Below are 23,275 nucleotides of genomic sequence, written 5' to 3' on the forward strand. Positions count from 1 at the left end.
TCAGGGCTGGGTGGCAATGCTGACCTGCTGGGCACCGGCAAGCTTGGCCTCATCCAGCACCTTCACCAGCAGCTCGGTGGGTACCTGCTTATCGGCCTGAATCACCACGGCCCTTGGCTGACTCGCCATCAGCTGCGCCACGGTGCCACGCACGCCGCCGGTGCCGATATTGTTGCCGTCGTACACCACTTCGCCGCCTGCGGTAATGGCCAGCAGGATAAGGTTACGCTCCAGCTTGGCCGCCGACAGTGCCTGGGGCTTGTCGACTTCGACCCCGGTTTCCTTCACAAATACCGTGGTAACGATGAAGAAAATCAGCAGGATAAACACCACATCCAGCAATGGCGACAGGTCGATATGCTGCTGATGTTGCTGCTCAAGCCGCTGCTGAAGATTGGCGCGCATGGTAAAGCTCCCGGTTCAGACACAAGCGTTTGAGGTAGGCCAGCATCAGCCAACCCGGCACCGCCAGCACCAGCCCAAGCTGGGTGGTCCAGAGCGCATCGGCGATACCCGAGGCCATGCCACCGGCGAGCCCCTCGCCCCTTGCCATGGCAGCAAAGGTATCCAGCAGCCCCACAATAGTGCCCAAGAGCCCCAGCAGTGGCAGGGCCGCCACCAGTCGCTCCAGCGTTTCACACCAGTTGCCATCGCAGCCGCTTTCACCGCTTTTAAGGCGCATTATCTGTACAAGCAGACGTTGATAGGTCCACAGACCAAGGGCCAGCAAACACCAGACAATCAGGTTTTCGGTATTCATGATGCGGCGCCCTCCCGGGGCTTGGGATCGAGTTGGCTTAAGTGAATGGCGCAGCTTTCCAGCTGGCCGTAGTAGGTTTTCACCCGGCGGGACAGCAGCGCATGGGCCAGCAGCGCCGGAATCGCCACTATAAGGCCAAGCTCAGTAGTCACCAGCGCTTCTGAGATGCCACCGGACACGGCCTGGGGATCGCCCGCGCCAAACAGGGTCATCAGTTTGAAGGTTTCAATCATGCCGCTGACGGTACCCAAAAGCCCCAGCAGCGGCGATACGGCGGCCGTGATGGCCACAGCGCCGACAAAGTATTCAAGCTTCTGTTTTTGGGCCAGCAGCAGGGCAAACAGCTTATCGTCACGGCTTCGGCCATGGGCGCTTGCGAGGGTGACATCCATCAGCTCGGCCTGCATACCTTCAATGCCATCAACCGCCAGCAGGCGGCCATCGCTGCCCATACGCTCGGCCAGTAACGGCTGCACCTGGGGCAGGCGCATCAGCTGCACGCCCTTAAACAGCGAAATCACCAGGGCAAAGGCGCCGAAGGCCAGAATGGGCACGGCCCAGAGGCCACCCTTTTCCACGTGTTCGGGCACAGACTCCCGCTCTTTGGCCCGTGCCATGGCCCGCTCCAGAGTTGGGTCAAATTCGATACTGCCGGGCTCGCCCTGTTTCAGCGCGGCAAGGCCATCGGCGGCGAGGCTAATCCCCACCCTGAGGCCGCTATCTGTTTGGCTGACAAAACCCGCCGCGTCGCCATCGAGGTACCAACTCACAGGCCCCACTGTGAGCACAGGCAAAGTCTTGATACGACCATCATCCATGGCGAGGGCTTTGGTTTGCCAGGCGGCACTTTCGGGCAAGATGGCGGCAAGCTCTTTCGACAGCACCTTAAGATTTGCCGGGCTTAGCTTATCTAAGTTGATGTTATCTGGGCTGAGCTTGTCTGAGCTGAGCTTGTCTGAACTGATGTTAGCTGGGCTGATGCTGTCTGTGCTCGGAGCTCTGGAAGATGAGCTCTCCATAAAACGGCCGATGGCGGCGCGCTGATAGTCTGCCTGGGAGCGCCACTCGCGGGTGCGCTTTTTCAGGGCATCCAAACTTAAACTGCTTTCATCGGCGGCGCGACGCACATCACTGGCCTCACGGCGAAGGCTTATCAGCTCCCGCTCCAGCGCATTGAGGCTCGACTGCAACGCCTGACGCTCTTTAAGCTGCTCACGCTCAAGCTGCTCGAGTTTGGCCTTGCTGGCCTTGATATCGACGGCCTGAGCCTGAGGCGTAGAGAAAGCACTCAGCGCCACCAGTGCCAACGCCGACATGAGCCCTGGCTTTAAGCGTCTTGAATTAGCAGGCATAAACTTGAAGCTGACCTTATTCATCGCCCTGCCCCCCGTCTGGCGCGGCTGCCGAAACAGAAGCCGCAGCAGGAACTGGCAACTCAGGCAGTGGCTGAAGTGGCAGGCGCTCAAGCTTTGCTTCACGCTCGAAGGCCGCCATGGCAAAGATGCGTTCGAGCTGGGCGGCCGTAACATCCACCGCCTCACTCCAGCGCCACTCGCCTTCATGCACCCGCCCCTGCATAACCCGGGCGCCATCCAATGTCAGATACCAGCCCTGACCAGCCCCCAGATACAACTGGCGCACCAGCAGCGGCGCGCCATCCGGGCCAATCACTTCATCTTCAAAAGTGGCAATACGCCGATTGAACTCCTTGAGTTTGCCATAGGCACCAAGCAGTTTTTCCAGACGGATATTGGCCTGCTTGCTCTGGGCGGCCTCCTCCAGCAAGCCCTGCCACTGGCGCGCCAGTGGCGGCGGCAACTGCGACAACAGGGCACGGGCGCGCACCAATTCAATCTCGAGCCACTGCTCAAGCTGCTGCTGGGCGGCTTCGAAGCCCGATTGCTCACGGGTGAGCTTGAGCCGATCGGCCTCGGCTTCGCTGCTGGCTGCCTGCTGATTTGCCAGCAGGGCTTCGAGCTGTTGTTTCTCGGCTTTCATCAGCCCAAGTCGCTGCTCAAGCAAGGGTTTGCTTTGCTGCCAATCCAGTGCCAATGCCGAGCGCTGACGCTCTAAATCCAGCCACTGGGCCATCTCGTTATCGACCTGTGTCACCACAGAATTGGCCTGAACGCTTGGGCTTAGCCACAGCCCCAAGGCCAGTGGTAAAGCCGCCAATTTCTTAATGTTCAATTAGTTACCTGATTAGCTGTGATCTGCATCAATTACATGTTGCAGATGATAATTATTTTCATTACGATCCGCAACCTCGTTTAAGCTTCAACTAATAGAACAAGATCCCCTAACCGGGACTCACGGAGATATGCACAATGGATCCCAAGCACATTCACGCCCCCTTTTCCCGAAGCCGCCTTGCCCGCGCCGTCGCTATTGGTATGGCTGCGGCCAGCTTTGGCGCTGTGGCCGCCGATGCCCCGCGCGAACTTAAGCTCACCGAGGTAAAAGAAGCCCAGCAGCAAAGCTATAAGGCGGAAAAGGCCTCTTCTCCCAAGTACACCACGCCGCTTTTGGAAACCCCGCGCACCATCAATGTGATCACAGGTGATGTGCTTAAAGATCAAGGCGTAACCAGCCTGAATGATGCCCTTCGCAACGTCAGTGGCGTATCGACCTTTGGCGCAGGTGAAGGCGGTGGCGGCAATATCACCACCAACGACAAGATCACCATCCGCGGCTTCAGCGCCAACAACGATATTTACGTCGACGGCATCCGCGATATCGCCGGTTATTCCCGCGATATGTTCAACTACGAACAACTGGAAGTGACCAAGGGTGCGGGCAGCACCATCAGCGGTAAGGGCTCAGCCGGTGGCACCATCAATTTGGTGACCAAGCGGGCGCAGGAGGCAGAATTTACCGTGCTGGATGCCAGTTACGATGAGGCCGAGCGCCTGCGCCTGACTCTGGATGCCAATACCCAGTTCGCCGATGTGGGCGCCGGTCGTATCAATCTGCTGTTTACCGAAGGCGGCGATACCCTGGGCAACAACATCGAAAACTACCGCTCACTGGGGGTGGCGCCATCGGTCAGCTTCAACCTGGCCGAGCGAACCCGCCTTGGGCTGGATCTGTTTTACATGGAGCAGGACAACCGCCCTATGCTGGGCCTGCCCTGGGTGAATGAAGACGCCGCCCCACAAATTGGCCGCCCCGCCGGCCCCATCGACAGCCAGTACTGGAGCAACTACTACGGCGTTGCCAGCCGCGACTTTGAAAAACTGGATATGTTGATGGCAACCGTGGTGTTCGACCACGAGTTCAGCGACAGCGTGCGCCTGATAGGTCAGACCCGCTTTGGCAACAACAGCAAGCAGTCCACCCTCGCCCGTCCTATCTTCAAAAATAGCCGCAACGCCGCTACCGGCGTGCGCACCTATGAAGATCTGGTCGATGTAAGCTATGTGCAGAATATCGATCAGGAAAACCGTCTGGCGGTGACCCAGTGGGATCTGCAGAGCAACTTCAGCACCGGCGGCATTGGCCACCAGCTTGTGACCGGGGTTGAGCTGTATCGCGAGACCCAGGAAAAGTATCAGCTGCAGGACAACCGGGTACTGACCACGCCCTACCTGAGCCTGGATAAGCCAGACCCTTATCAGTCCTTCAGCGGTGAGCTGGTGCGTGTGGGCAAGCCCGCCGAAGTCACAGGCTCTGGCGCGGCCATCTACGCCCTGGATACCCTGAGCCTGGGTGAACACTGGCAAGTGGATGCGGGCATTCGCTGGGAAGATTACAGCGCCAAAGGCTCAACTTACCTGCGTGGCGGTAAGTTTGTGGAAGATGTTCGCAGCGACGGCGACTTCTTCAGCTGGAATCTGGGCCTGTCTTATCAGCCCAACGCCTACAGCAACTACTATGTGGCCGTGGCCAACGCCCAGGACCCCGCCGGTGGCAATATGGCCTTCAGCGGCCGCACTGAAGATCAGTTGAGCCAATACAATGCCCTCGACCCACAGGAGTCCACCAACTATGAGCTGGGCGCCAAATGGGATCTGCTGCAAAGCCAGCTGCAACTGACTGCCGCCGCCTTCCTGACCCAGAAGACAGTAACCGACACCGACGACAATGCCGATGTGTTCCTCGCCGGTGAGCAGCAAGCCAAGGGGCTGGAACTGGGCCTGACCGGAGCCATCAGCGACGATCTCAACCTGATTGCCGGTTACACCTGGCAGGAAACCGAGGTCACCAAGGACTTCAACCCGGACACCCAGGGCAATGGCCTGACCGCAGCCCCTGAGCACAGCGCCAGTGTGTGGCTGACCTATGGCCTGGATGCCCTGACCCTGGGCGGCGGCGTGCAATACAGCTCAGGCAATGTGTTCTGGCGTCAAAACCGCGCTTTCTATGAGAGCGGCGATTTGTACCTGGTCAGCCTGATGGCAAGCTACGACATCAGCGAGCAACTGCGGATTCAGCTGAACGCCGATAACCTCACCGACGAAGAGTATGTGAGCGACTACAGCGCCCGTGGCCACTTCCGCCCAGGCGCCGGCCGCAATATCAAGCTGGGTGTTCGCTACAGCTTCTAACTCGGTCTTTCACCCTTGCGGGGCACTCAGGTGCCCCTTTTCGCCTTTCGCTCAGCCAAACTCAGGAGCCATGATGCTGGTTAAAATCCCCGCTGTTCTTTCCCCCGCGCAGGTACAGGAATGCCGCGCCATGCTCGAGGCCGCCAATTGGGACGATGGCAAACTCACTGCCGGCCATCAGGCGGTGCAGTGCAAACACAATCTGCAACTGCCCATGGATGGCGAGCTGGCACAGCAGCTGGGGAATTTTATTCTGGCGCGCCTTGGCGACAATCAGCAGTTTTTGGCCGCCACCCTGCCGAACAAGATTTTCCCGCCCATGTTCAACTGCTACCGGGGCGGCGGCAGTTTCGGCGACCACGTGGACAACGCCATTCGGCGGGTGGGCGGGGTAAAAATCCGTACCGATGTGTCCATGACGCTGTTTTTAAGCGAGCCGGACAGTTACGAAGGCGGCGAGCTGATTATTCAGGACACTTACGGCGAGCAGAAGGTGAAGTTTGCCGCCGGCGATATGGTGGTCTATCCCTCCACCAGCCTGCACCGGGTGACGCCTGTGACCAAAGGCGCCAGACTGGCCGCCTTCTTCTGGCTGCAAAGCCTCATCCGCAGCGACGAGCAGCGCAGGCTTTTGTACGATCTGGACATGGCGATTCAGGCACTGACCAACAAGGATGCCGCCGAGCCTGAACTGGTGCGGCTCACCGGCGTGTATCACAACCTGCTGCGGCAATGGAGCGAAACCTGAGTAGGCCATTTAAATTCGCAAAACAGTGCAACAAAGCCCGGCAATGCCGGGCTTTTTTATCAGTATTTACAGCCAGTATTTACCTCAGGTAAGGCTCACATCAGGCGCAGCTCAGATAAAAGACGCCACCTGATCCAGGGACTTCTTTTTCAGCGCATGGTCGGGAATGGTGGCGCCATCAGCCGGATAGCCCGCCACAATCAGCATATAGGGGCGGTCAACATCATTATCGCGGCCACAAATCTTGCTCAAAAAGCTCATTGGCTTGGGGGTATGGGTCAGGGTGCCAAGGCCCGCTGTGTGCAGCGCCTGAATTAAAAAGCCGGTGGCAATGCCCACGGACTCATGTACGTAATAATTGGTTTTATTATCACTTTCTTCCACGCCGCCACGCTTTTGACTGAATACCGCAATCAGCCAGGGCGCGGTTTCCAAATAGGCCTTATTGGCATCTGTGCCCAGCGGTTTTAAGGCATCCAGCCATTCCTGACCGGCACGACCGGCGTAAAAACTTTGCTCCAGGGCCTCGGCCTCGCGGCGAATGGCCGCCTTGACCTCAGGGCTTGAGATAGCCACAAAATGCCAGGGCTGATGATTGGCACCGCTGGGGGCGGAAGCGGCCGCCATAATGCAACTTTCGATTATGTCCTGGGGCACCGGACGGTCTGAAAACATCCGAATGGAATGCCGGCGGCGCAGATTGGCGAGGTTATCCTCGGCGCGGCGGCGCATCTCGTCCTGGGGATATTCAATAAAATCGCTCAGCGGGTGATGTACTTCTGTCATTGGAGTCCTGTCCTGTGATTGTTGTTATATGGCACACCTGTCCTGCTTTGGGTGCTGTTTTGGCACCTTAGCAGGAAGCAGCAGCGGCTTCAGTAAAACCTTTACCGTACAAACCAAGGTATAAATATACAAATGCTTTTTAAATCATTACTATGCTTAACATAATAGCGACCAGCCCTGAAATGGAAGATGATAGCGCGCCAAGGGTTCTTATTTTTGATCCTGATGCTCTGTTCTCTGCTTGCCAGTGCCCAGCCTATCAAGTTGGCCGATCTGCCCGACGGCCCCCTGACACGGGAATGGATGCAGCTAAGCGAACATCAGAGCCCCCTAACGCCCACGATGGCGCAGCAGGCGTTTGCCGACGGAAAGTTCAGCCCCCATGGCAAAGGCATACCCAGCCTCGGCATAGGTGCCAGGCCACTTTGGCTGGCGCTTGAGGTCGACAATGACAGCGCTGCCGACACAGTGCGGGTGTTCCAGCTCGCCAATGGCTGGCAGGATGATATTCGACTGACCCAGATCCGCCCCGACGGCAACCGCTTCTACTGGCGAGGCGGCGACACCCTGGAGTCCGGCAAGGGCGATCGCTTTTTCAGCGTGCCACTCACCCTGACGCCCGGTACCCACCTGTTGCTTGTCAGGGTTGGCGGCCCAGATCCCAGAGTACTGCCGGTATTTCTCTCCTCTTTGTACGAAACCCAAAAACGCGAACGCATCGAGGCCTACACCTATGGCTTCCTTTATGGCGGCATCTTCGCCCTGCTGGGTTATAACTTCCTGCTTTATTTAGGTATAGGCAGCCGCAGCTACTTGTACTACTCGCTGTTTTTAATGACATTTTTAGTGCTTAACTTCAGCTACAGCGGCCATGGCACTGCCTGGGCCTGGAGCGGAATGGCTCATTGGCGCCAGTGGTCCAATCCGCTGCTGATGACCCTCTACTGCGTCAGCGGGTTGATGTTTGCGCTGCGCTTTTTGGGTATCGACAAACTGCGACCCCATCTAAGCAAGATAGTGATTGGACTGGCGCTGCTGATGATAGTGCTGCAAGCGGTCTCCTTTGGCATTGACGATCGGGAACTGGCACTGATCCTGGCGTTCGATCTGGTGTACGTATTCACTGTGCTGATGCCCATACTGGGCATTTTGGCCTGGCGCTCCGGCATGCCCACCGCCAAGCTGTTCCTGCTGGCGTCACTGTCCACCATGATAGGCATGGGCACCACGGCTCTGGCCGTGGAAGGCGATATTCCCTTCAATCAATGGACTTACCGCGCCGCCGAAATCGGTATGTTTATCGATGCTGTGCTGCTGGCGCTGGCACTGGCTGCCAAGTTCCGCCGCGCCGAAAAAGCACGGGTGCTGGCGCAGCAACTGGCCTCGACCGACCCCCTCACCGGCATCGACAACCGCCGCGCCTTTACCAACCGCTTGCAAAGCAACTGGGACAACAACGCCCTGAACCGTTGCCGCGCACTGCTGATGGTGGATATAGATAAGTTCAAGAACATCAACGACACCCTGGGCCACGATGCGGGTGACAAGGTGCTGATGGCCATTGCCCGCACGGTTCGCCACTCGATTCGCAACCGTGACTTCTGCGGCCGCTGGGGCGGCGAGGAATTCGTGGTCTATCTGCCAAGCGCCAGCGAGGCGGAAATCAACGCCATCGCCGAGCGTCTCAGGGCCAATATTGCCGGACTTAAGTTCCCGGGCATTTCTGATAAGCTCAGGGTCAGTGCCAGTATTGGCGTGTGTCTGGATCAGGGTTTCAGCGAATACGAAGACATACTGCGCCGCGCCGATGAGGCCATGTACAGCGCTAAAGCGGCCGGCGGCAATCGCATTAAATTCGCCTGATAAAGCCATCCGTTGCCAACGAGTTCGGGCATAAGCACACCTTCCACACCTATTTCGGCATAAGGAAACCACAATGGATTTGGGTAAGCTGTTCTTTTTCTGCGGCAAAATGGGAGCGGGCAAATCAACCATGGCCAGGGAAGTGGCGGCGCGTCACCGGGCAGTGTGTATCAGCGAAGACGATTGGCTGGCGGCACACTACCCCAATCAAATCCACACATTTGACGACTACCTGCGGTTTTCAAGCCAGATAAAACCCTTTATCAAAGCCCACGTGCAGCAACTGCTGCAAAGCGGCACTCCTGTGGTGATGGACTTCCCCGGCAATACGATCAGGCAACGCAGCTGGTTTGTCGCACTGTGCGAAGAAATCGGCGCCGAGCATCAGTTGATTTACCTCGACCACAGCGACCAAAGCTGTCTGGCCAATATCGCCAAGCGCAGGCAGGAACAGCCCCACCGCGCCAGCTTTGACACCGAGGCCGTGTTTTATCATGTCAGTCAGTTCTTTGAACCGCCCGGTGAAAACGAGCAGCTTAAGGTTTTACATATCGGGTTCAGGGAGTAAGCTGATTAAGTTTCAGGCAAAACGACTCAGGGATAAGGCTCAATCAGGGAAGACCGCTATGTTTACCAAAACCGCCCGCTTTTTCATCCACTGCACACTGCTTGCCGTGTTATCTGCCCCAGGCCAGGCTGCCGAACCTCTGGTCATCGACTTTCACGGTCAGGACTTTATCCATCGCTGGTCACAGGCCGGCCAACATGAATTTACCCCCGAAGGGCAGCAGGATCTCGCCGCCTGGCAGGAGATGATAACCCTGAATGTGCGTGATGAAGTCACCAATGAGGAAGCCCTGGCAAGCCTCGCCAACGGGGTGCTGAATGTCTATCAAAAGCATGGGCAGGTGATTCGCACCGCGTCCGTACCCCGCAGCGACAGCCAAAGCGCTGAGCATCTCGCCATTGCGGTCATGGGCAGCCCTGAGTTTATCGAAGCCGCCTTTGCCCGCTTTGTGTTTCGTGAGGGACGCGGCGTGATTATTGTCTATTCCCACCGCACCTATGGCGACGGCGCAAACGAAGCCATGGTGACCTGGCTGCAAACCAATATGACGAGCAGCGAATCCAGGCTGATGTCCTGGTCAGCGCTGCCCGACAAAGCCAGCCTCGACGCCCTGCCAGAATCAAAATAAGCCACTTTCAGGCATGAAAATGCCCGGGAGAACCGGGCGCTTTGCCAAGGGGAATGGCGTGGGGGAATAGCGTGTTCTAAGACCTCCAAACCACAAAAGCTTGTTGGCTTACACCTTAAATTGGCCCACCAGCTTATTCAGCCGCGCCACCGACTCGTTCATATTGGCAGTCACCCCATGGTTTTCATCCACTGTTTTCTGGCTTTCATTCACCACCTGCTGCACATTGCGGGCGTTATCGGTGGCCGAAACCACCACAACCCGCTGTTCTTCCGCCGCAGTGGCAATTTGCTCATTCATGGCGCTGAGGTTATTCAGCGCCGATAAAATCCGGTCCAGTGCGGCCCCGGCGTTTTCGGCAAACTTCACCGTATTGCTGCCGCCCTGCCTGGAGCGGTTCATGGCGTCTACTGCATCGGTGGCGCCTTTTTTTAGGCCTTCGGTCATGGCCTGAATTTCATTGGTGCAGTTTTGGGTACGCGATGCCAGGGTTCTGACCTCATCGGCCACCACTGCAAAACCGCGCCCCTGCTCGCCCGCGCGGGCCGCCTCGATGGCCGCGTTCAGTGCCAACAGGTTGGTTTGCTCGGCAATCCCCTGAATAACTTCGAGCACCGAGATGATGCTCACCACTTCATTGTTCAGTTTTTCAATCACATCCGTGGTGGTTTCAATGTCGTTGGCCAAACCACTGACCGAGTTCACCGCCTGCGCCACCACCTGGCGCGCCTCCTGACCATCTTCATTCGCCTCCCGTGAAGCTTCGGAGCATTGGTAGGCGTTGGCGGAAATGCTGTCAGCGGCGTCTTTCACCTGGGTGATGGAGTGCACCACTGTCTCGACTTCTTCACTTTGCTGCTCGGCGCCCTGACTCAAACTGGACAACAGGCGCGAGATGCGGGTGATAGCGGCATCCAGCGCTATGGCCTCTTTGGCAATATTGGCCACCATGGACTGAATTTTGGAGACAAATTCATTGAAGGATTTCCCCAGATTGGCGATTTCACTGGCCCCCTTTTCATCCACTCGTTGAGTGAGGTCGCCATCGCCCTTGGCAATGCTTTCCAGTTTTTCATGCAACTGCTTCACCGGCTTCAGGATGGAGGCGATTAACACCACCGCCAAGACACCGCCCAGCACCAGCGCCAGCAGCCACATACCACCAACCATCACCACGGCACTGTGCACTGTGGCCACACCTTCGGCATCGGCAGCATCGGAGATTTCATCGGCCGACGCCGCCAGAATTTCAAGCGCCTGATCTGCAGCGCTGATGTTTTTCTCAAGGATTTCAGTGTAGTTGTCGGCGGCGGCTTCCTGCTCCAGCTGGTCGCGATAGGTATCGAACAGCATCTCGTCTTCCAGCGCCGCCAGCTGCCAATCGGCAAAGGCTTTACGCAAATCGACGGCGTCCTGCTTGTCTTCTTCCGATTCGGCCAGCTCATCCAGAATCACCATCAGTTCAAGCACCTTTGCCGCCAGCGCATCGAAATTCTACCTGATGTCCGGCAACTTGCTGGCATCCTCTTCCGCCAGGTATTCCCCGGCGGTGTCCTGCATTTCCATCACGTAGCGTTGCAGCTTAAGCGCCGCTTCCACCACCGGATAATCATGGGCAAACAGATCTACCAGGATCTCGTTGATATCAGCCAGGGTTGCGCCGCTGCGTTTAACCAGTTCGCTGCTGCGTTCAATGGCCTTTGCCATCTCATCTTCGTTCTCCTGGGCAAACTCATCCAGGGCGGTGATGATCTGCGCTCCCTTGTCATCAAATTCCGCCAGCAGCCGCTTGCCTTTTTCCTCTTCTTCAAGCTCGGCAAAGTGCGCCTGATACATCAATTCAAAGTTCTGCCCCAGCAGGGTATTGGCATCCACAGCCTGCTGAATGGTTTGCTGCTCGGCCTCCGTCAACAGCCCCTGCATGGCTGCTCTTGAGTCGTTGAACACCTTTTCAAGTGCGGGCATCTGCTGCCTGAGCTGAGCCATTTCAGTCATGCTTTCCGATGCCATGATTTCATTGGCCACCTTGCCCCGCTCCCATAGCGACGCAATCATGTCGTCGGTGTTTTCGATGGTGGGCGCCACGTCATCACTGAGATTGGTGATACTGTCATCCAGTCGGAACACGTAATAAAGACCCGTGGCGGCAATGACCGACAGCAGCAGTAACAGCACCACAATGCCAGAAATCAAACGACTCTTAACCGATGTGAACATAACCAAACCTTTGAGGGGGAGTTGAACACAAAGCCGTGCCACCATTCGCCGGGCCGCATCGGGCGCGTAGTTTGAGTGTAGTAGAAGTTTTCCGGCAGCAGACAAAAGCCAGCGGCTTGATTTGCAGGCAAAAGGCGAACAACAAAAGCAAAAAAGCCCGGCAATTGCCGGGCTTTTTACTCACAGTAAATACGGGGCGTTAACCGCCAACGATTTTCTGCCACCAGGACAAAGGCTTGCCGCAGTTGCGGGCCGGGTTCCAACTACCCACCTTGGCTGGCAGCGCCACGGCGCCGGGGCAGCCTTTTTCCAGCGCATTGCCGTTGGCATCAAAGTAGCCCTGCACCACATCGCCAGGCGGCGTCATCCGCAGACCCACTGGCGGACGCTGCTCAAGGAACGCCTGATAAATCGCCATGGCACCGCTGGCGCCCACCAGCTTGGTCTTGCCGTTGTCATCACGACCCACCCAAACGGCGGCCACGTTCCGCTCGTCAAACCCTGCAAACCAGGAGTCACGGCTGTCGTTACTGGTACCCGTCTTACCGGCCAGGGTCACGTTGGGGAAGGCGCGGCCAAGGCGAACACCTGTCCCTTCCGCTACCACCCGGGTCATAACGTACTGGGCAAGGTAAGCGGCAGCAGGCTCCAACGACTGCTCCGATGGCAGGCGGCTCGCCAGAATGGCTTCATTATTCATGTCCAGCACGTCGGTCACGGTGGACAGCTGGCGGAAGCGACCATTGTCGGCCAGGGTCTGATAAATCTGCGCCACCATCAGCGGCGAGCCATCCACGGCGCCAAGCAGCATCGACGGATACGGATTAATCGCCTCGCCGCGCCAACCGGCATCATCGAGGGTGTTGATGACCGAATCCACGCCAACCGCCAGCCCCAAATTCACCGTCGGTACGTTGAGCGACTTATACAGCGCCTGCATCAGTGGCACCTGACCACTGAAGGTCTTGCTGTAATTTTGCGGCGACCAGGCCTGGCCGTGCTTGTTGGTCACGGTCAGCGGCTCGTCCTTCAGCGGCGTCATCAGGTTGTAGTTGTTATCTTCAAGGGCGGTGAGGTAAACAAACGGCTTCACCAGCGAGCCAATCGGGCGGCGCATTTCGCTGACCCGGTTGTAACCTTCAAAGCTTGGATTACGATCGCCCACCATGGCCGCGATACCGCCGCCAAACTTATCGGTTACCACCATGGCCGCCTGCAGCTCCTTGGTGTCTTTGCCAATGCGGGCCATCACGTCCTTCACCGCTTTTTCGGCCGCTTCCTGAGCTATGGGGTCGAGGGTGGTGTACACCTTGATGCCCGACTCATTGAGCAGACTGTCACCCCAGCGCAGAGCCAGCTCTTTTTTCACCTGAGCGTAAAACGCAGGCATCTTTTGATGCACAGGACGACCTTCCGGCCTTAAGCCCAGCGGCGATTCGGCGGCAATCTGGAAGTCGTTCACGCTGATTTTGCCCGCTTCCATCAACAGCCGCAGCACCAGATCCCGGCGCTCCTGCGCCCGGTCGGCATAGCGCCAGGGGTTGTAGTAAGACGGCCCTTTAATCACCGCAATCAAAAACGCCTGCTGCGCCAGGGTCAGTTCGTTCAGTGGACGACCGAAGTAGAACTGCGATGCCAGCCCCATACCGTGTACGCCACGGGACTTGTCCTGGCCCATGTAGACTTCGTTGAGGTAGGCCTCGAGGATCTCATCCTTGCTGTAGCGAAAATCGATGATGATGGCCATCAGGGCTTCGCGGATTTTGCGGATAAGCGAGCGCTCACTGGAGAGGAAGAAGTTCTTCGCCAGCTGCTGGGTCAGGGTCGAGCCGCCCTGCACTGTGCGGCCTGCGCTGATATTGACAAAGGCAGCCCGCAAAATCGCGAACGGGTTGACCCCGTGGTGCTCGTAAAAGCTGCGGTCTTCCACCAGAATGAGTGCATCCACCATGGTGTCGGGCACTTCTTTGCGGGCCACAAACAGCCTGTCTTCACCGTCGCTGGCTATGATTCTGTCCAGCAGCACAGGCTCAAGGTGAAACACCGCCAGCTCGCGCTTGTCGGTGTGACGGGCAACGTTCTCCACCCCCAGGGTATCAAAACTAATCATCACCCGCGCCGCTTCCTGGCTGCCAAGGGGATGCAAGAAGGGGCGACGCCACAGGTCAATGCGGGTCTTGGACGCCGAAAACTCCCCCACCTGACGTGGGTTGGCCACCTTGCGATACCCCAGCAGCTTGAGTTCGGCCATCATCTGGTGATGACTCACGGCGGCGCCGGGGTAGAGCGCCATGGAGCGACTGTAGATCTGCGCAGGCAGATGCCACTTCTGGCCCTCGAATTTGCGGGCTATTTGCTGATCCAGATAAATGCCGTACGCGGCGCACAGCACCAACACCACCAGGGTGAGTTTCCACAAAAACGACCAGATACGCCAAAGCACGCCGGGCTTGGCCGCTTTCGCCTTGCCTTTGGCCGGTGCCTTACGTCGGGGAGCGCCGCTCTTTTCCGTGGTCCGTTTTGCTGAAGTCCGTTTTTCTGAAGTCATAAATTCTCTGCCTCAGGACTGGCCCAAGGTCTTTTTCTTGGTAAATTTGGTCGGTAAGGTGTTCGCCGGATCGTCCGGCCACAAATGCTTGGGATAACGGCCGCGCATTTCCTTTTTCACGTCCTGATAAGGCCCCTGCCAAAAACTGGCCAAATCCGCCGTCAGAGCGAGGGGGCGCTGGGCAGGCGACAGCAGCTCCATGGTGAGTTTCAGCCGTCCATCGGCCAAAAGCGGCGTGCTGGCCATGCCATAGGCTTCCTGCAATCGCACCCTGAGCATGGCGCGGCCATCGTCTTCATATCGAATGGGCGCACGGGTGCCAGTTGCCATAGGGTAATGGGTCGGCAGCGCCGCGTCGAGGCTTGTGCGCAGCTGCCAGTCGAGGCTGTCACGCAAAATGCGTCCGGCATCGAGTTTATTGAACTGATCCAGGGTGTTGATATCGCCCAAAAACGGCCCCAGCCAGTCTTCAAGGCGCTCAAGCAGCGCTTCATCGTCCATGGCAGGCCAGTCACCGCCAAGCAGACTCGCGGCCAAACACACCCGCCGCCTGAGCTGCATGGCATCATCATCAAAGCCAAGACAACCAAGGCCTTTTTGACGAATTCGGGCTATCCAGGCGCTGGCTTTAAGCGATGCAGGCACCTTGGCCATACTCTCGCGTCCCAGCACCAAATGCCCTACGACCCGCTGCCGCTCAGCCACGAAGCGGCCTCGGCCTTCATCGAAGCCACTGACCTCACGTTCAGCAACCAAAAAGGCCAGGGGGCCATCGAACAGACGTTCATCCAGCGGCGCCCCAAGCCACAAACGGCCGGCGCTGCGGCCTTCAAGCTCGCCAAAGTCAGCGGCCACCAGCATGGGCTCGAGGGACATGGCATCGGCCTCATCCACTGTGATGCCCGTGCCGTTGGCCAGCACAAAACCATCCTTGCCGCGGGCCATGGCAATTCTATCGGGATACGCCAGCGCCAGCAGCAGGCCACAATCGTGGGGGTGAGCCGATTTTGCCAGCGCCGCAAAATCGGCCTTGATGCCAAGCTTTGCCGCCCATTGTTTAGCCTGTTGTCCGGCCTGGCCTGAGCTTGCCCACAACAGATAATGGCTGATATCACAGCCGCGGCGCGGCAGGCCGCGACCTTCCAAAATTGCCGCCAGCAAACACGCCAAAGGCGCAAGCCCGGGGTCAGCTTCGGCCGCACCAAGGGCTTTGGCCTTCAGCAGCATGTGTGCGAGGCGCGGATGACAGCCGAGGCGATGGGCCTCACGGCCAAGGGCGCTGAGCTTATGGTCATCATCCACCAGCTCCAGATCTTTAAGCAGGTTCCAGGCGATGGTTTCATTCACCCTGGGCGGTATCGACAACAGCTTGAGCGCAGCAAAATCGCGTGCCCCCCAAGCCGCCGCTTCCAGCGCCAGACTGACCAGCTCGCTGCGCAGAATTTCCGGCTCATCGGCCTTCATCTGGCGCTCAAACTCATCCTGGCTCCAGAGCCGGATACACAGCCCCGGAGCCAGACGTCCAGCGCGGCCAGCACGCTGGATAGCCGACGCCTGACTGATACGTTTAAGCCCAAGACGGGTCACGCCGCTGCGGGGATTGAAACTTGCCTGGCGCACAAAGCCGCAATCCACCACCTGAGTCACCCCATCGATGGTCAGACTCGATTCGGCCACGTTGGTGGCCAGTACCAGCTTGCGGCGCCCGGCAGCATCGGCGCTGAGGGCCAGATCCTGGGCGTTGGCATTAAGCTCGCCATAGAGGGGACAGATGGCAAATTCCGACTCATTGAGGCGCTCTGACAAAAACACCTTAAGCCGCTCAATCTCGGCCTTGCCCGGCAAAAACGCCAGCACAGTGCCCGGAGCAATGCCATCAGGCAACGGCCGTTTACCGGTGGCGAGTTCAAGCAGGGTTTTGCCCATGTGCGCCTGCCAATCGCTGCCAGCAGGCACATTGGCGTACTCCAGGGTAACCGGGTAGCTGCGGCCCTGGCTTTTAAGCAGTACCGCCTCGGGCATCAGCGCTTGCAGCGGCATGCCACTCAAGGTGGCCGACATGGCGAGAATGGTCAGGTCGTCCCTGAGACCAGCCTGCACTTCCAGTGCCAGCGCCAGCCCCAGTTCTGTGCTCAGATGGCGTTCGTGGATTTCATCGAAAATGATCAGGCCAACCCCCTCAAGTTCAGGGTCGTCCTGGATCATGCGAGTCAAAATGCCTTCGGTAACCACTTCGAGGCGAGTGTCCTTGGACACCTTGCTGTCGCCACGAACCCGGTAACCAACCTCAGTGCCAAGGGCACAGCCGCGCTGTTTGGCGATGAAGCGCGCGACGCTGCGTGCCGCCACCCTACGGGGCTCCAGCATAATGATCCGACCCGAGATTTCGGGCCAGTCGAGTAGCGCCAATGGCAGCGCCGTAGACTTACCGGCACCGGTTGGCGCCTCAAGAATAAGCTGATTATGGGCTTGCAGAGCTGATTTAAGGTCGTCGAACAGTTCGCAGACGGGCAAGGAATTCAAGGCTAATCCGGCGGGCAACAAACAATGGCCACCATTGTACTGACTTAGGGAAGGTGCGAACAAGTCTGCTGCCGGGGATGTCAGTCCTTAAGCCAGGGCACGCGCTTTCCGCTGAGCAGCCCCTCCAGGGCCTGGGGCTTGCCGATGGCATAGCCCTGACCATAATCCACCCCAAGTTCCCGCAGACGCTTGCCGATGTCGACCGACTCAACAAATTCGGCAATCACTTCGAACTCCATATCGCGGCCCAGCTGACAGATGGCGTTGACAATGGCCTGATCTGACTTGTTTTCACAAAGGTTTACCACGAACTGGCCGTCGATTTTCACAAAGTCCACATCCAGCAGCTTAAGGTAGGCAAAGCTTGAGAAACCCGAGCCAAAGTCATCCAGCGCCAGCTTGCAGCCAAGGGGCCGCAGCAACTCGATCAACGCCTGCGCCTGATCCAGCTGGCTGACCGCAGCGGTTTCGGTGATCTCCACACAGAGCTTGTCCACCAGATCCGGCTCAGTCATCAGCCGCATCTCGAGCCAGCCCATAAATTCGGGGTCGCCAAGGGAGGTGGCAGACAGGTTCACCGACACCATATCCAGCTCATGCCACACATCCACATGCTGACTGCCCCAGCGCAGTAAATTATCCAGCACCCAGCGATCGACCCGGGACGCCAGATTGTAACGCTCGGCGGCGGGCAAAAATATCCCGGGGGATAGCATCTCACCATTGGGGCGCTCTAGCCTGAGCAGGATTTCCATATGCAGGCCATCCTCGGCGCGGGTCAGCGGCTCAATCAGCTGATAATAAAGCTGAAACTGGTTTTGCTGCAGGGCTTCGATAATGTCGACCGAGGCGGTCATTTCGGTGTAAAAGCGGCTCATTTTCGGGTCGGTGGCACAGTAGATATGCCAGCCGTTACGCCCCTGATCCTTGGCCACCCGACAGGCCGCATCGGCGCGGCTCATAATGGAGTAGATATCGCTGACATCGGTATCCAGCGGCGCCACCCCCATGGAAACCGACACGCTGTGGCGCCGATGCTCCCAGCAAAACTCGTGTTCAAACAATTGGGTACAAATGCGCTGGGCAATAATCTTGGCGGTATCTTCGTTGCAGTAGTGCATCAAAATAGCAAACTCGTCACCGCCGAGACGGGCGACGGTATCGCCTTTACGCACCAACTGTTTAAGCCGCAGCGCCACCTGGCACAGCAGCTTGTCGCCGGCCTGATGGCCGCTGACATTATTCACCACCTGAAATTGGTCCAGATCCAAAAAAGCCACGCAAATCGGGTTTTCATGCTCCTCGCTTAAAAGCTTGGCCAGCAGGGCTTCAAAGTGGGAACGGTTGGGCAGCCCGGTAAGGGCATCGAAATTGGCATGGAACGACAGCTCATCGGCCAGCCGGTGGCGCTCACTCACATCATCCACCAGCATCAGCAGGTTCCCCGGCTCATCGGCCATGGGGCTAAAACTGAGTTTAAGCCACTGCTGCGACATCATGGCGCCCTTCACGGCAATTTCACACCAGGCTTGTTTAAGCACCCCATCGCGCACCACCTGCAGGGTATCGAGCAGCATGGAGCCTTCTTCCGGCCGCACCAGCGCCATCAAGTCCTGACCGTCGGACAATGGCAGATTCTGGCGGGCGATATTGTTGAGCAGTTTGACCTTATTGCGCCTGTCGACCAGGCCACAGGCCAGCGGCAGCTGATTGAACAGCTCCTGATACTTACGCTCGCTTATCATCAGCGCCTGGGCGATGCGGGTCAGTTCGGTCACAGCCCCTATCAGCATGGCGGCGTTGGTCAGGCTGTCGATAAAGCTGGCCGACCATTCGCGGGCACGCTCGCACTGCACAGCGCCCAGGGCGATATGGGTTTCGCCGAAACTCACCGGCGGCAGCACCAGCAGGCTTTTCACCTTCCATTCCCGCAGGAAGTGTTTCTCCTGGCTGGCCTCAGCGGGCAAGGCACCTATATCGGCAAGATTGATAAGCCGTGGCTGGCGCATCTGGCGCCGAAACCAGGGCATGCGCGCCAGCGGCCAGTAACGTACCTGGCCGCCACGGGCTACCGCAGGCCTTAAATAAATATTGCGCGGTGTAACACCCGGTTGATTGGCTGTATGGGAGAGCACAAAAACGCCATCGCAATCCAGCCGCGCCGTGATGGTTTGCAGGGCGCGGTCAACATTCTGCTCCAGGGTCGCCAAAGGTACATGGGCGAAAATCCCGGCCAAAGCGGCATGCAATGAGTTGGACTCAGGCAGCGACATAACCTGCTTTCCTTGGAAATCGCAGTAACTTGCATTCACCCTAGAGTATAGGCAAGGTTTAAAAATCTGATATTTAAAGGCAGGATTTTATGCCAGACAGCAAGCGTTTGTTTTTGGGATTCTCCCTCGAAAGCGCACAAATTACCGCCCTGCGAGGGCTACAGCAAAAGCTCGGCAACCTTGCAGGAACCGATGCTGGCACTGTCGCGGGAACTGGCGCAGGAAAAGATGTACCGCCAGGCAATCTGCATATGACGCTGGCGTTTTTGGGGCAGACCAATAGCGACCAGGAGGCAGCGCTGCGGGACGAAATAACCGGGCTTTCAAGGCCAGGCTTCAGCCAACGGCTCGATACCCTGGTGCACTGGCGCGGCGCCGGGGTGGTTTGTCTGTGGGGCAAGGCTGAAGACAGCGCCCTTATCGGTATATTTGAGGCAAGTCAGGCGATTGCCGCCAAACTTGGCCTGCATCAGAGCGAGCACAGGTTTAACCCGCACATCACCTTAAAACGCAAAGCCAAGGTATTTCAAAAGCCTGAGTGGACGCCTGCGCCGCTTACGCTCACGCCGGATGCCCTGCACCTGTATCACTCCCAAAGCACGGCCTTTGGGGTGCAATACCAGATTTTGCAAAGCTGGCCGCTCGCCGATTAGTCCTGCCAATCGGCTGTTTAACAGCGTGCTCAGAGCTTTTAACAGGCGTTTGCTAAAGGTTTTTGTACATCAGGCAACAGTCCAGGGTAAAACCCCGTGGGCTTTGATAGAGGGAGCGCTTCTCTTCGCCGAACCCGCAGGCGCGGTAAAAGGGCGCGGCATTGAGGGTGGACTCCAGCCTGAGTCTGTTGATGCCCTGCGCCAGTGCCAGCTCTTCAACAAAGGCCATCAAGCGCTTACCGACTCCGCGGCCCATCACATCAGGGTCGACAAACACGGCTTCAACCTGGCCTTCAGCACTCTTGAGCTCGGGATGGGTCAAGTCCAGCATCACGCTGCCCACCACCCGCGCGCCGTCTTTCATAATATAAAAGCCCTGGGCCACCACGGCGGTAAAACTCTCTGTCAGTTCACCTTCGGTCCAGCGCGTGAGACTCAGCTCGTCGTAATAGCCTTTGCAGCCTGCAAGAATGGCCTTGTTGCGTAAATCCCAAATCGCCTGTGCATCTTCTGCCGCCGCCTTACAAAGCTCCATTGCTATCCCTGGTTCTGCCAAATTTCCAATAACATATCACGGCCAATCATTTGAAAAAACGGTAAAAAAATCCCCACCGGGGGGTGGGGATTATCAGAGATATCAGCGGCTCATCGATCTAGATCAGCGACCAGAGCAACAACCAGCGTCAGCCGCCAAAGTCATCGAGCAGTATGTTGTCGCGCTCTACGCCCAGGCTCTCCAGCATGGCAATCACAGAGCTATTCATGATTGGCGGGCCACACATGTAAAACTCACAGTCTTCCGGCGCCTTGTGCTGCTTTAAGTAGTTCTCATACAGCACGTTATGGATAAAGCCGGTGTAACCAGTCCAGTTATCTTCCGGCAAGGGCTCAGACAGGGCGATGTGCCACTGAAAGTTGGGGTTTTCGGCCGCCAGACCATCAAAATCTTCCTGATAGAACACCTCACGCAGGGAGCGGGCGCCATACCAGAAGCTCATCTTGCGCGCGGTTTTCACCCGCTTGAGCTGATCGAAGATATGGCTTCGCATCGGCGCCATACCGGCGCCACCGCCGATAAACACCATTTCGGCGTCGGTCTCTTTGACGAAGAACTCACCGAAGGGGCCGGAAATGGTCACCTTGTCGCCGGGCTTCAAGTTAAAGATGAACGACGACATCTGTCCCGGTGGCAGCTCAGGGCTTGGCGGCGTGGCAATACGCACGTTCAGCATGATGCGGCCCTTTTCTTCCGGATAGTTGGCCATGGAGTAGGCCCGCATCACTTCGCTATCCACCTTGGAGACCAGATTAAACAGGCCGTACTTTTCCCAGTCATCGCGGAAGATTTCCGGAATATCAAAGTCTTTGTAATGCACTTCGTGGGCGGGGGCTTCAATCTGAATATAACCACCGGCCTTAAAGTCCACTTCTTCGCCTTCGGGCACCTTCAGCAGCAGCTCCTTGATGTAAGTGGCGGTGGAGCGGTTGGAAATCACCTCACACTCCCACTTCTTCACCCCGAAGATCTCTTCATCGAGCTCAAGATCCATATCGGACTTCACCGCCACCTGACAGGCCAGACGGCAACCCTCTTTGGCCTCTTTCTTGGTGATATGGTCAAGCTCGGTAGGCAGGATATCGCCGCCACCGGATTTGACCTTCACCCGGCACTGACCGCAGGTACCGCCGCCGCCACAGGCAGAGGGCACGAAGATGTTTTTACCGGCCAGGGCGCCCAAAAGCTTGCCACCGGCGGGCACGGCCACGCTTTTATCGCTATCGTCGTTGATGCGCAGCTGCACATCGCCGCTTGCCACCAACTTACTGCGGGCAATCAGGATAACCGCCACCAGGATGCACACCACCACGGTGAACATGCCCATTCCAATCGTCATTTCCATGGATGTTCCTCCGTTACAGGCTGATACCGGCAAAGGACATAAAGCCCAGCGCCATCAGCCCTGTGGTGATAAAGGTGATACCAATGCCCTGTAACCCTTCGGGGATGGCATTGAACTTGAGCCGCTCACGAATACCGGCAAGCAGCACAATGGCCACCGCCCAGCCGGTACCGGCACCGGCGGCAAACACCGCCGACTCGGTCAGGGTGTAGTCGCGGTTGGCCATAAAAATCACCCCGGCGAAGATGGCGCAGTTTACGGTGAGCAGCGGCAGGAAGATCCCCAGCGTCTGGTACAGCACAGGCATAAAGCGGTCGAGCACCATTTCAAGGATTTGCACCAACGCCGCAATCACCCCGATAAAGGTAATGAGCTGCAGATAGGACAAATCGAGCTCTGGGAAACCGGCCCATGCCAGCGCGCCTGGCTTGAGTACGGCCACGTAAATCAGCTGATTGAGCGGCACCGCCAGCACCATCACTACAATCACGGCAATACCGAGACCAAGCGAGGTGGATACCTTCTTCGACACCGCGAGGAAGGTACACATGCCTAAGAAGAAAGACAGCGCCATGTTGTCGATAAATGACGCCTGGATAAACAGATTAATGTAGTGTTCCATGACGTTATCCTCAGGCCTTGGCGCGCTTGCGCTGAGCTATGTTAACCACCCAGATAATCACGCCAATCAGGAAGAAGGCGCTGGGGGGCAGCTTGAACATCTCGTTGGGCAGATACCAGCCGCCCTGCTCTATGGTCTTCAGAATGCTGTGACCAAACAGGGTGCCCGAGCCCAAGAGTTCACGCACAAAGGCAACGCTCAGCAGGATAAAGCCGTAACCGGCGGCATTGCCGATGGCATCCATCACCGACAGGTGTGGCGGCTCTTTCATGGCAAAGGCTTCGGCGCGGCCCATCACGATGCAGTTGGTGATAATCAGGCTCACAAACACCGACAGCTGCTTGGATAAGTCCGGCGCCACGTCCTGAAGCACCATATCCACCACAATCACCAGCGAGGCGATAATGGTCATCTGAGCGATGATGCGCACGCTGTTGGGGATAAAGGCGCGAATAAGCGAGATAAAGAAGTTGGAGCACACCAACACAAAGGTCACCGCCAGTGTCATCACCAGCGCGGTTTGCATGGAGTTACTCACCGCCAGGGCCGAACAGACCCCCAGCACCTGCATGGCCACCGGGTTATTGGCAAACACCGGGCGCATCAGGAGTTCACGATTGGATAATACAGCGCTCATC

At 57.6% G+C, this 23,275-nt stretch carries 20 protein-coding genes; 6 read left to right on the forward strand and 14 right to left on the reverse strand.

Annotated features, from left to right (window positions below; translation table 11 throughout):
• The 4 genes from STH12_RS14225 to STH12_RS14240 are packed head-to-tail and all read right to left on the reverse strand — an operon-like array spanning position 1 to position 2,950.
• The gene (locus STH12_RS14225) at positions 1-405 is read right to left on the reverse strand and encodes an ExbD/TolR family protein (RefSeq protein ID WP_126168148.1); all 405 of its coding nucleotides are present in this window, start codon (positions 403-405) and stop codon (positions 1-3) included.
• Positions 377-760: a MotA/TolQ/ExbB proton channel family protein gene (locus STH12_RS14230; RefSeq protein WP_126168149.1), complete on the reverse strand. Its 384-nt coding sequence runs from the start codon at positions 758-760 to the stop codon at positions 377-379. Before STH12_RS14230 ends, STH12_RS14225 begins: the two co-directional genes overlap by 29 nt.
• Positions 757-2,136, reverse strand: a complete 1,380-nt coding sequence (locus STH12_RS14235) for a MotA/TolQ/ExbB proton channel family protein (protein WP_164551216.1) — start codon at positions 2,134-2,136, stop codon at positions 757-759. The genes STH12_RS14230 and STH12_RS14235 overlap by 4 nt, the downstream gene beginning before the upstream one ends.
• The gene (locus STH12_RS14240) at positions 2,129-2,950 is read right to left on the reverse strand and encodes a DUF3450 family protein (RefSeq protein ID WP_126168151.1); all 822 of its coding nucleotides are present in this window, start codon (positions 2,948-2,950) and stop codon (positions 2,129-2,131) included. Before STH12_RS14240 ends, STH12_RS14235 begins: the two co-directional genes overlap by 8 nt.
• A 137-nt stretch (positions 2,951-3,087) precedes the next feature.
• On the opposite strand from STH12_RS14240, the gene STH12_RS14245 reads away from it, so the two are divergent.
• Together STH12_RS14245 and STH12_RS14250 are read left to right on the forward strand one after the other, a co-directional pair.
• The gene (locus STH12_RS14245; RefSeq protein ID WP_126168152.1) at positions 3,088-5,307 is read left to right on the forward strand and encodes a TonB-dependent receptor; all 2,220 of its coding nucleotides are present in this window, start codon (positions 3,088-3,090) and stop codon (positions 5,305-5,307) included.
• Positions 5,308-5,380: 73 nt separating this feature from the next.
• Positions 5,381-6,055, forward strand: coding sequence for a Fe2+-dependent dioxygenase (locus tag STH12_RS14250; protein ID WP_126169539.1), 675 nt, complete (start codon positions 5,381-5,383; stop codon positions 6,053-6,055).
• Between the two features lie 111 nt (positions 6,056-6,166).
• Here STH12_RS14250 and STH12_RS14255 read toward each other — a convergent pair whose 3' ends face one another.
• The gene (locus tag STH12_RS14255) at positions 6,167-6,841 is read right to left on the reverse strand and encodes a nitroreductase family protein (RefSeq protein WP_126168153.1); all 675 of its coding nucleotides are present in this window, start codon (positions 6,839-6,841) and stop codon (positions 6,167-6,169) included.
• A 225-nt stretch (positions 6,842-7,066) separates the two neighbouring features.
• Between STH12_RS14255 and STH12_RS14260 the strand changes: the two genes are divergently transcribed.
• The 3 genes from STH12_RS14260 (at position 7,067) to STH12_RS14270 (ending at position 9,900) form a co-directional block, all read left to right on the forward strand.
• The gene (locus STH12_RS14260; protein WP_237158873.1) at positions 7,067-8,704 is read left to right on the forward strand and encodes a sensor domain-containing diguanylate cyclase; all 1,638 of its coding nucleotides are present in this window, start codon (positions 7,067-7,069) and stop codon (positions 8,702-8,704) included.
• Between the two features lie 73 nt (positions 8,705-8,777).
• Positions 8,778-9,272, forward strand: coding sequence for a P-loop nucleotide/nucleoside kinase family protein (locus STH12_RS14265; RefSeq protein ID WP_126168155.1), 495 nt, complete (start codon positions 8,778-8,780; stop codon positions 9,270-9,272).
• A gap of 58 nt (positions 9,273-9,330) precedes the next feature.
• Positions 9,331-9,900: a hypothetical protein gene (locus tag STH12_RS14270; protein ID WP_126168156.1), complete on the forward strand. Its 570-nt coding sequence runs from the start codon at positions 9,331-9,333 to the stop codon at positions 9,898-9,900.
• A 108-nt stretch (positions 9,901-10,008) separates the two neighbouring features.
• Here STH12_RS14270 and STH12_RS14275 read toward each other — a convergent pair whose 3' ends face one another.
• The 5 genes from STH12_RS14275 to STH12_RS14295 all read right to left on the reverse strand — a co-directional run bounded on the left by STH12_RS14275 (position 10,009) and on the right by STH12_RS14295 (position 19,461).
• The gene (locus tag STH12_RS14275) at positions 10,009-11,370 is read right to left on the reverse strand and encodes a methyl-accepting chemotaxis protein (RefSeq protein WP_126168157.1); all 1,362 of its coding nucleotides are present in this window, start codon (positions 11,368-11,370) and stop codon (positions 10,009-10,011) included.
• Positions 11,371-11,394: 24 nt separating this feature from the next.
• Positions 11,395-12,117, reverse strand: coding sequence for an MCP four helix bundle domain-containing protein (locus tag STH12_RS14280; protein ID WP_164551218.1), 723 nt, complete (start codon positions 12,115-12,117; stop codon positions 11,395-11,397).
• A gap of 199 nt (positions 12,118-12,316) precedes the next feature.
• Positions 12,317-14,665: a penicillin-binding protein 1B gene (mrcB, locus tag STH12_RS14285; protein ID WP_126168159.1), complete on the reverse strand. Its 2,349-nt coding sequence runs from the start codon at positions 14,663-14,665 to the stop codon at positions 12,317-12,319.
• Between the two features lie 12 nt (positions 14,666-14,677).
• Positions 14,678-17,188: an ATP-dependent helicase HrpB gene (hrpB, locus tag STH12_RS14290; protein ID WP_126168160.1), complete on the reverse strand. Its 2,511-nt coding sequence runs from the start codon at positions 17,186-17,188 to the stop codon at positions 14,678-14,680.
• An 80-nt stretch (positions 17,189-17,268) separates the two neighbouring features.
• Positions 17,269-19,461: a putative bifunctional diguanylate cyclase/phosphodiesterase gene (locus tag STH12_RS14295; protein WP_126168161.1), complete on the reverse strand. Its 2,193-nt coding sequence runs from the start codon at positions 19,459-19,461 to the stop codon at positions 17,269-17,271.
• A gap of 89 nt (positions 19,462-19,550) precedes the next feature.
• Here STH12_RS14295 and thpR point away from each other — a divergent pair, with 89 nt between their 5' ends.
• The gene (gene thpR / locus STH12_RS14300; RefSeq protein WP_126168162.1) at positions 19,551-20,114 is read left to right on the forward strand and encodes an RNA 2',3'-cyclic phosphodiesterase; all 564 of its coding nucleotides are present in this window, start codon (positions 19,551-19,553) and stop codon (positions 20,112-20,114) included.
• Positions 20,115-20,166: 52 nt separating this feature from the next.
• Here thpR and STH12_RS14305 read toward each other — a convergent pair whose 3' ends face one another.
• The 4 genes from STH12_RS14305 to STH12_RS14320 form a co-directional block, all read right to left on the reverse strand.
• Positions 20,167-20,649, reverse strand: a complete 483-nt coding sequence (locus tag STH12_RS14305) for a GNAT family N-acetyltransferase (RefSeq protein ID WP_126168163.1) — start codon at positions 20,647-20,649, stop codon at positions 20,167-20,169.
• Between the two features lie 148 nt (positions 20,650-20,797).
• The gene (gene nqrF, locus STH12_RS14310) at positions 20,798-22,015 is read right to left on the reverse strand and encodes an NADH:ubiquinone reductase (Na(+)-transporting) subunit F (RefSeq protein ID WP_126168164.1); all 1,218 of its coding nucleotides are present in this window, start codon (positions 22,013-22,015) and stop codon (positions 20,798-20,800) included.
• A 13-nt stretch (positions 22,016-22,028) separates the two neighbouring features.
• Positions 22,029-22,637: an NADH:ubiquinone reductase (Na(+)-transporting) subunit E gene (nqrE, locus tag STH12_RS14315; protein ID WP_011761084.1), complete on the reverse strand. Its 609-nt coding sequence runs from the start codon at positions 22,635-22,637 to the stop codon at positions 22,029-22,031.
• Positions 22,638-22,647: 10 nt separating this feature from the next.
• The gene (locus STH12_RS14320) at positions 22,648-23,274 is read right to left on the reverse strand and encodes an NADH:ubiquinone reductase (Na(+)-transporting) subunit D (RefSeq protein ID WP_011761085.1); all 627 of its coding nucleotides are present in this window, start codon (positions 23,272-23,274) and stop codon (positions 22,648-22,650) included.
• Position 23,275: the final 1 nt, after the last annotated feature.

It is taken from the genome of Shewanella khirikhana, from assembly GCF_003957745.1.
Taxonomy (GTDB): Bacteria; Pseudomonadota; Gammaproteobacteria; order Enterobacterales; family Shewanellaceae; genus Shewanella; species Shewanella khirikhana.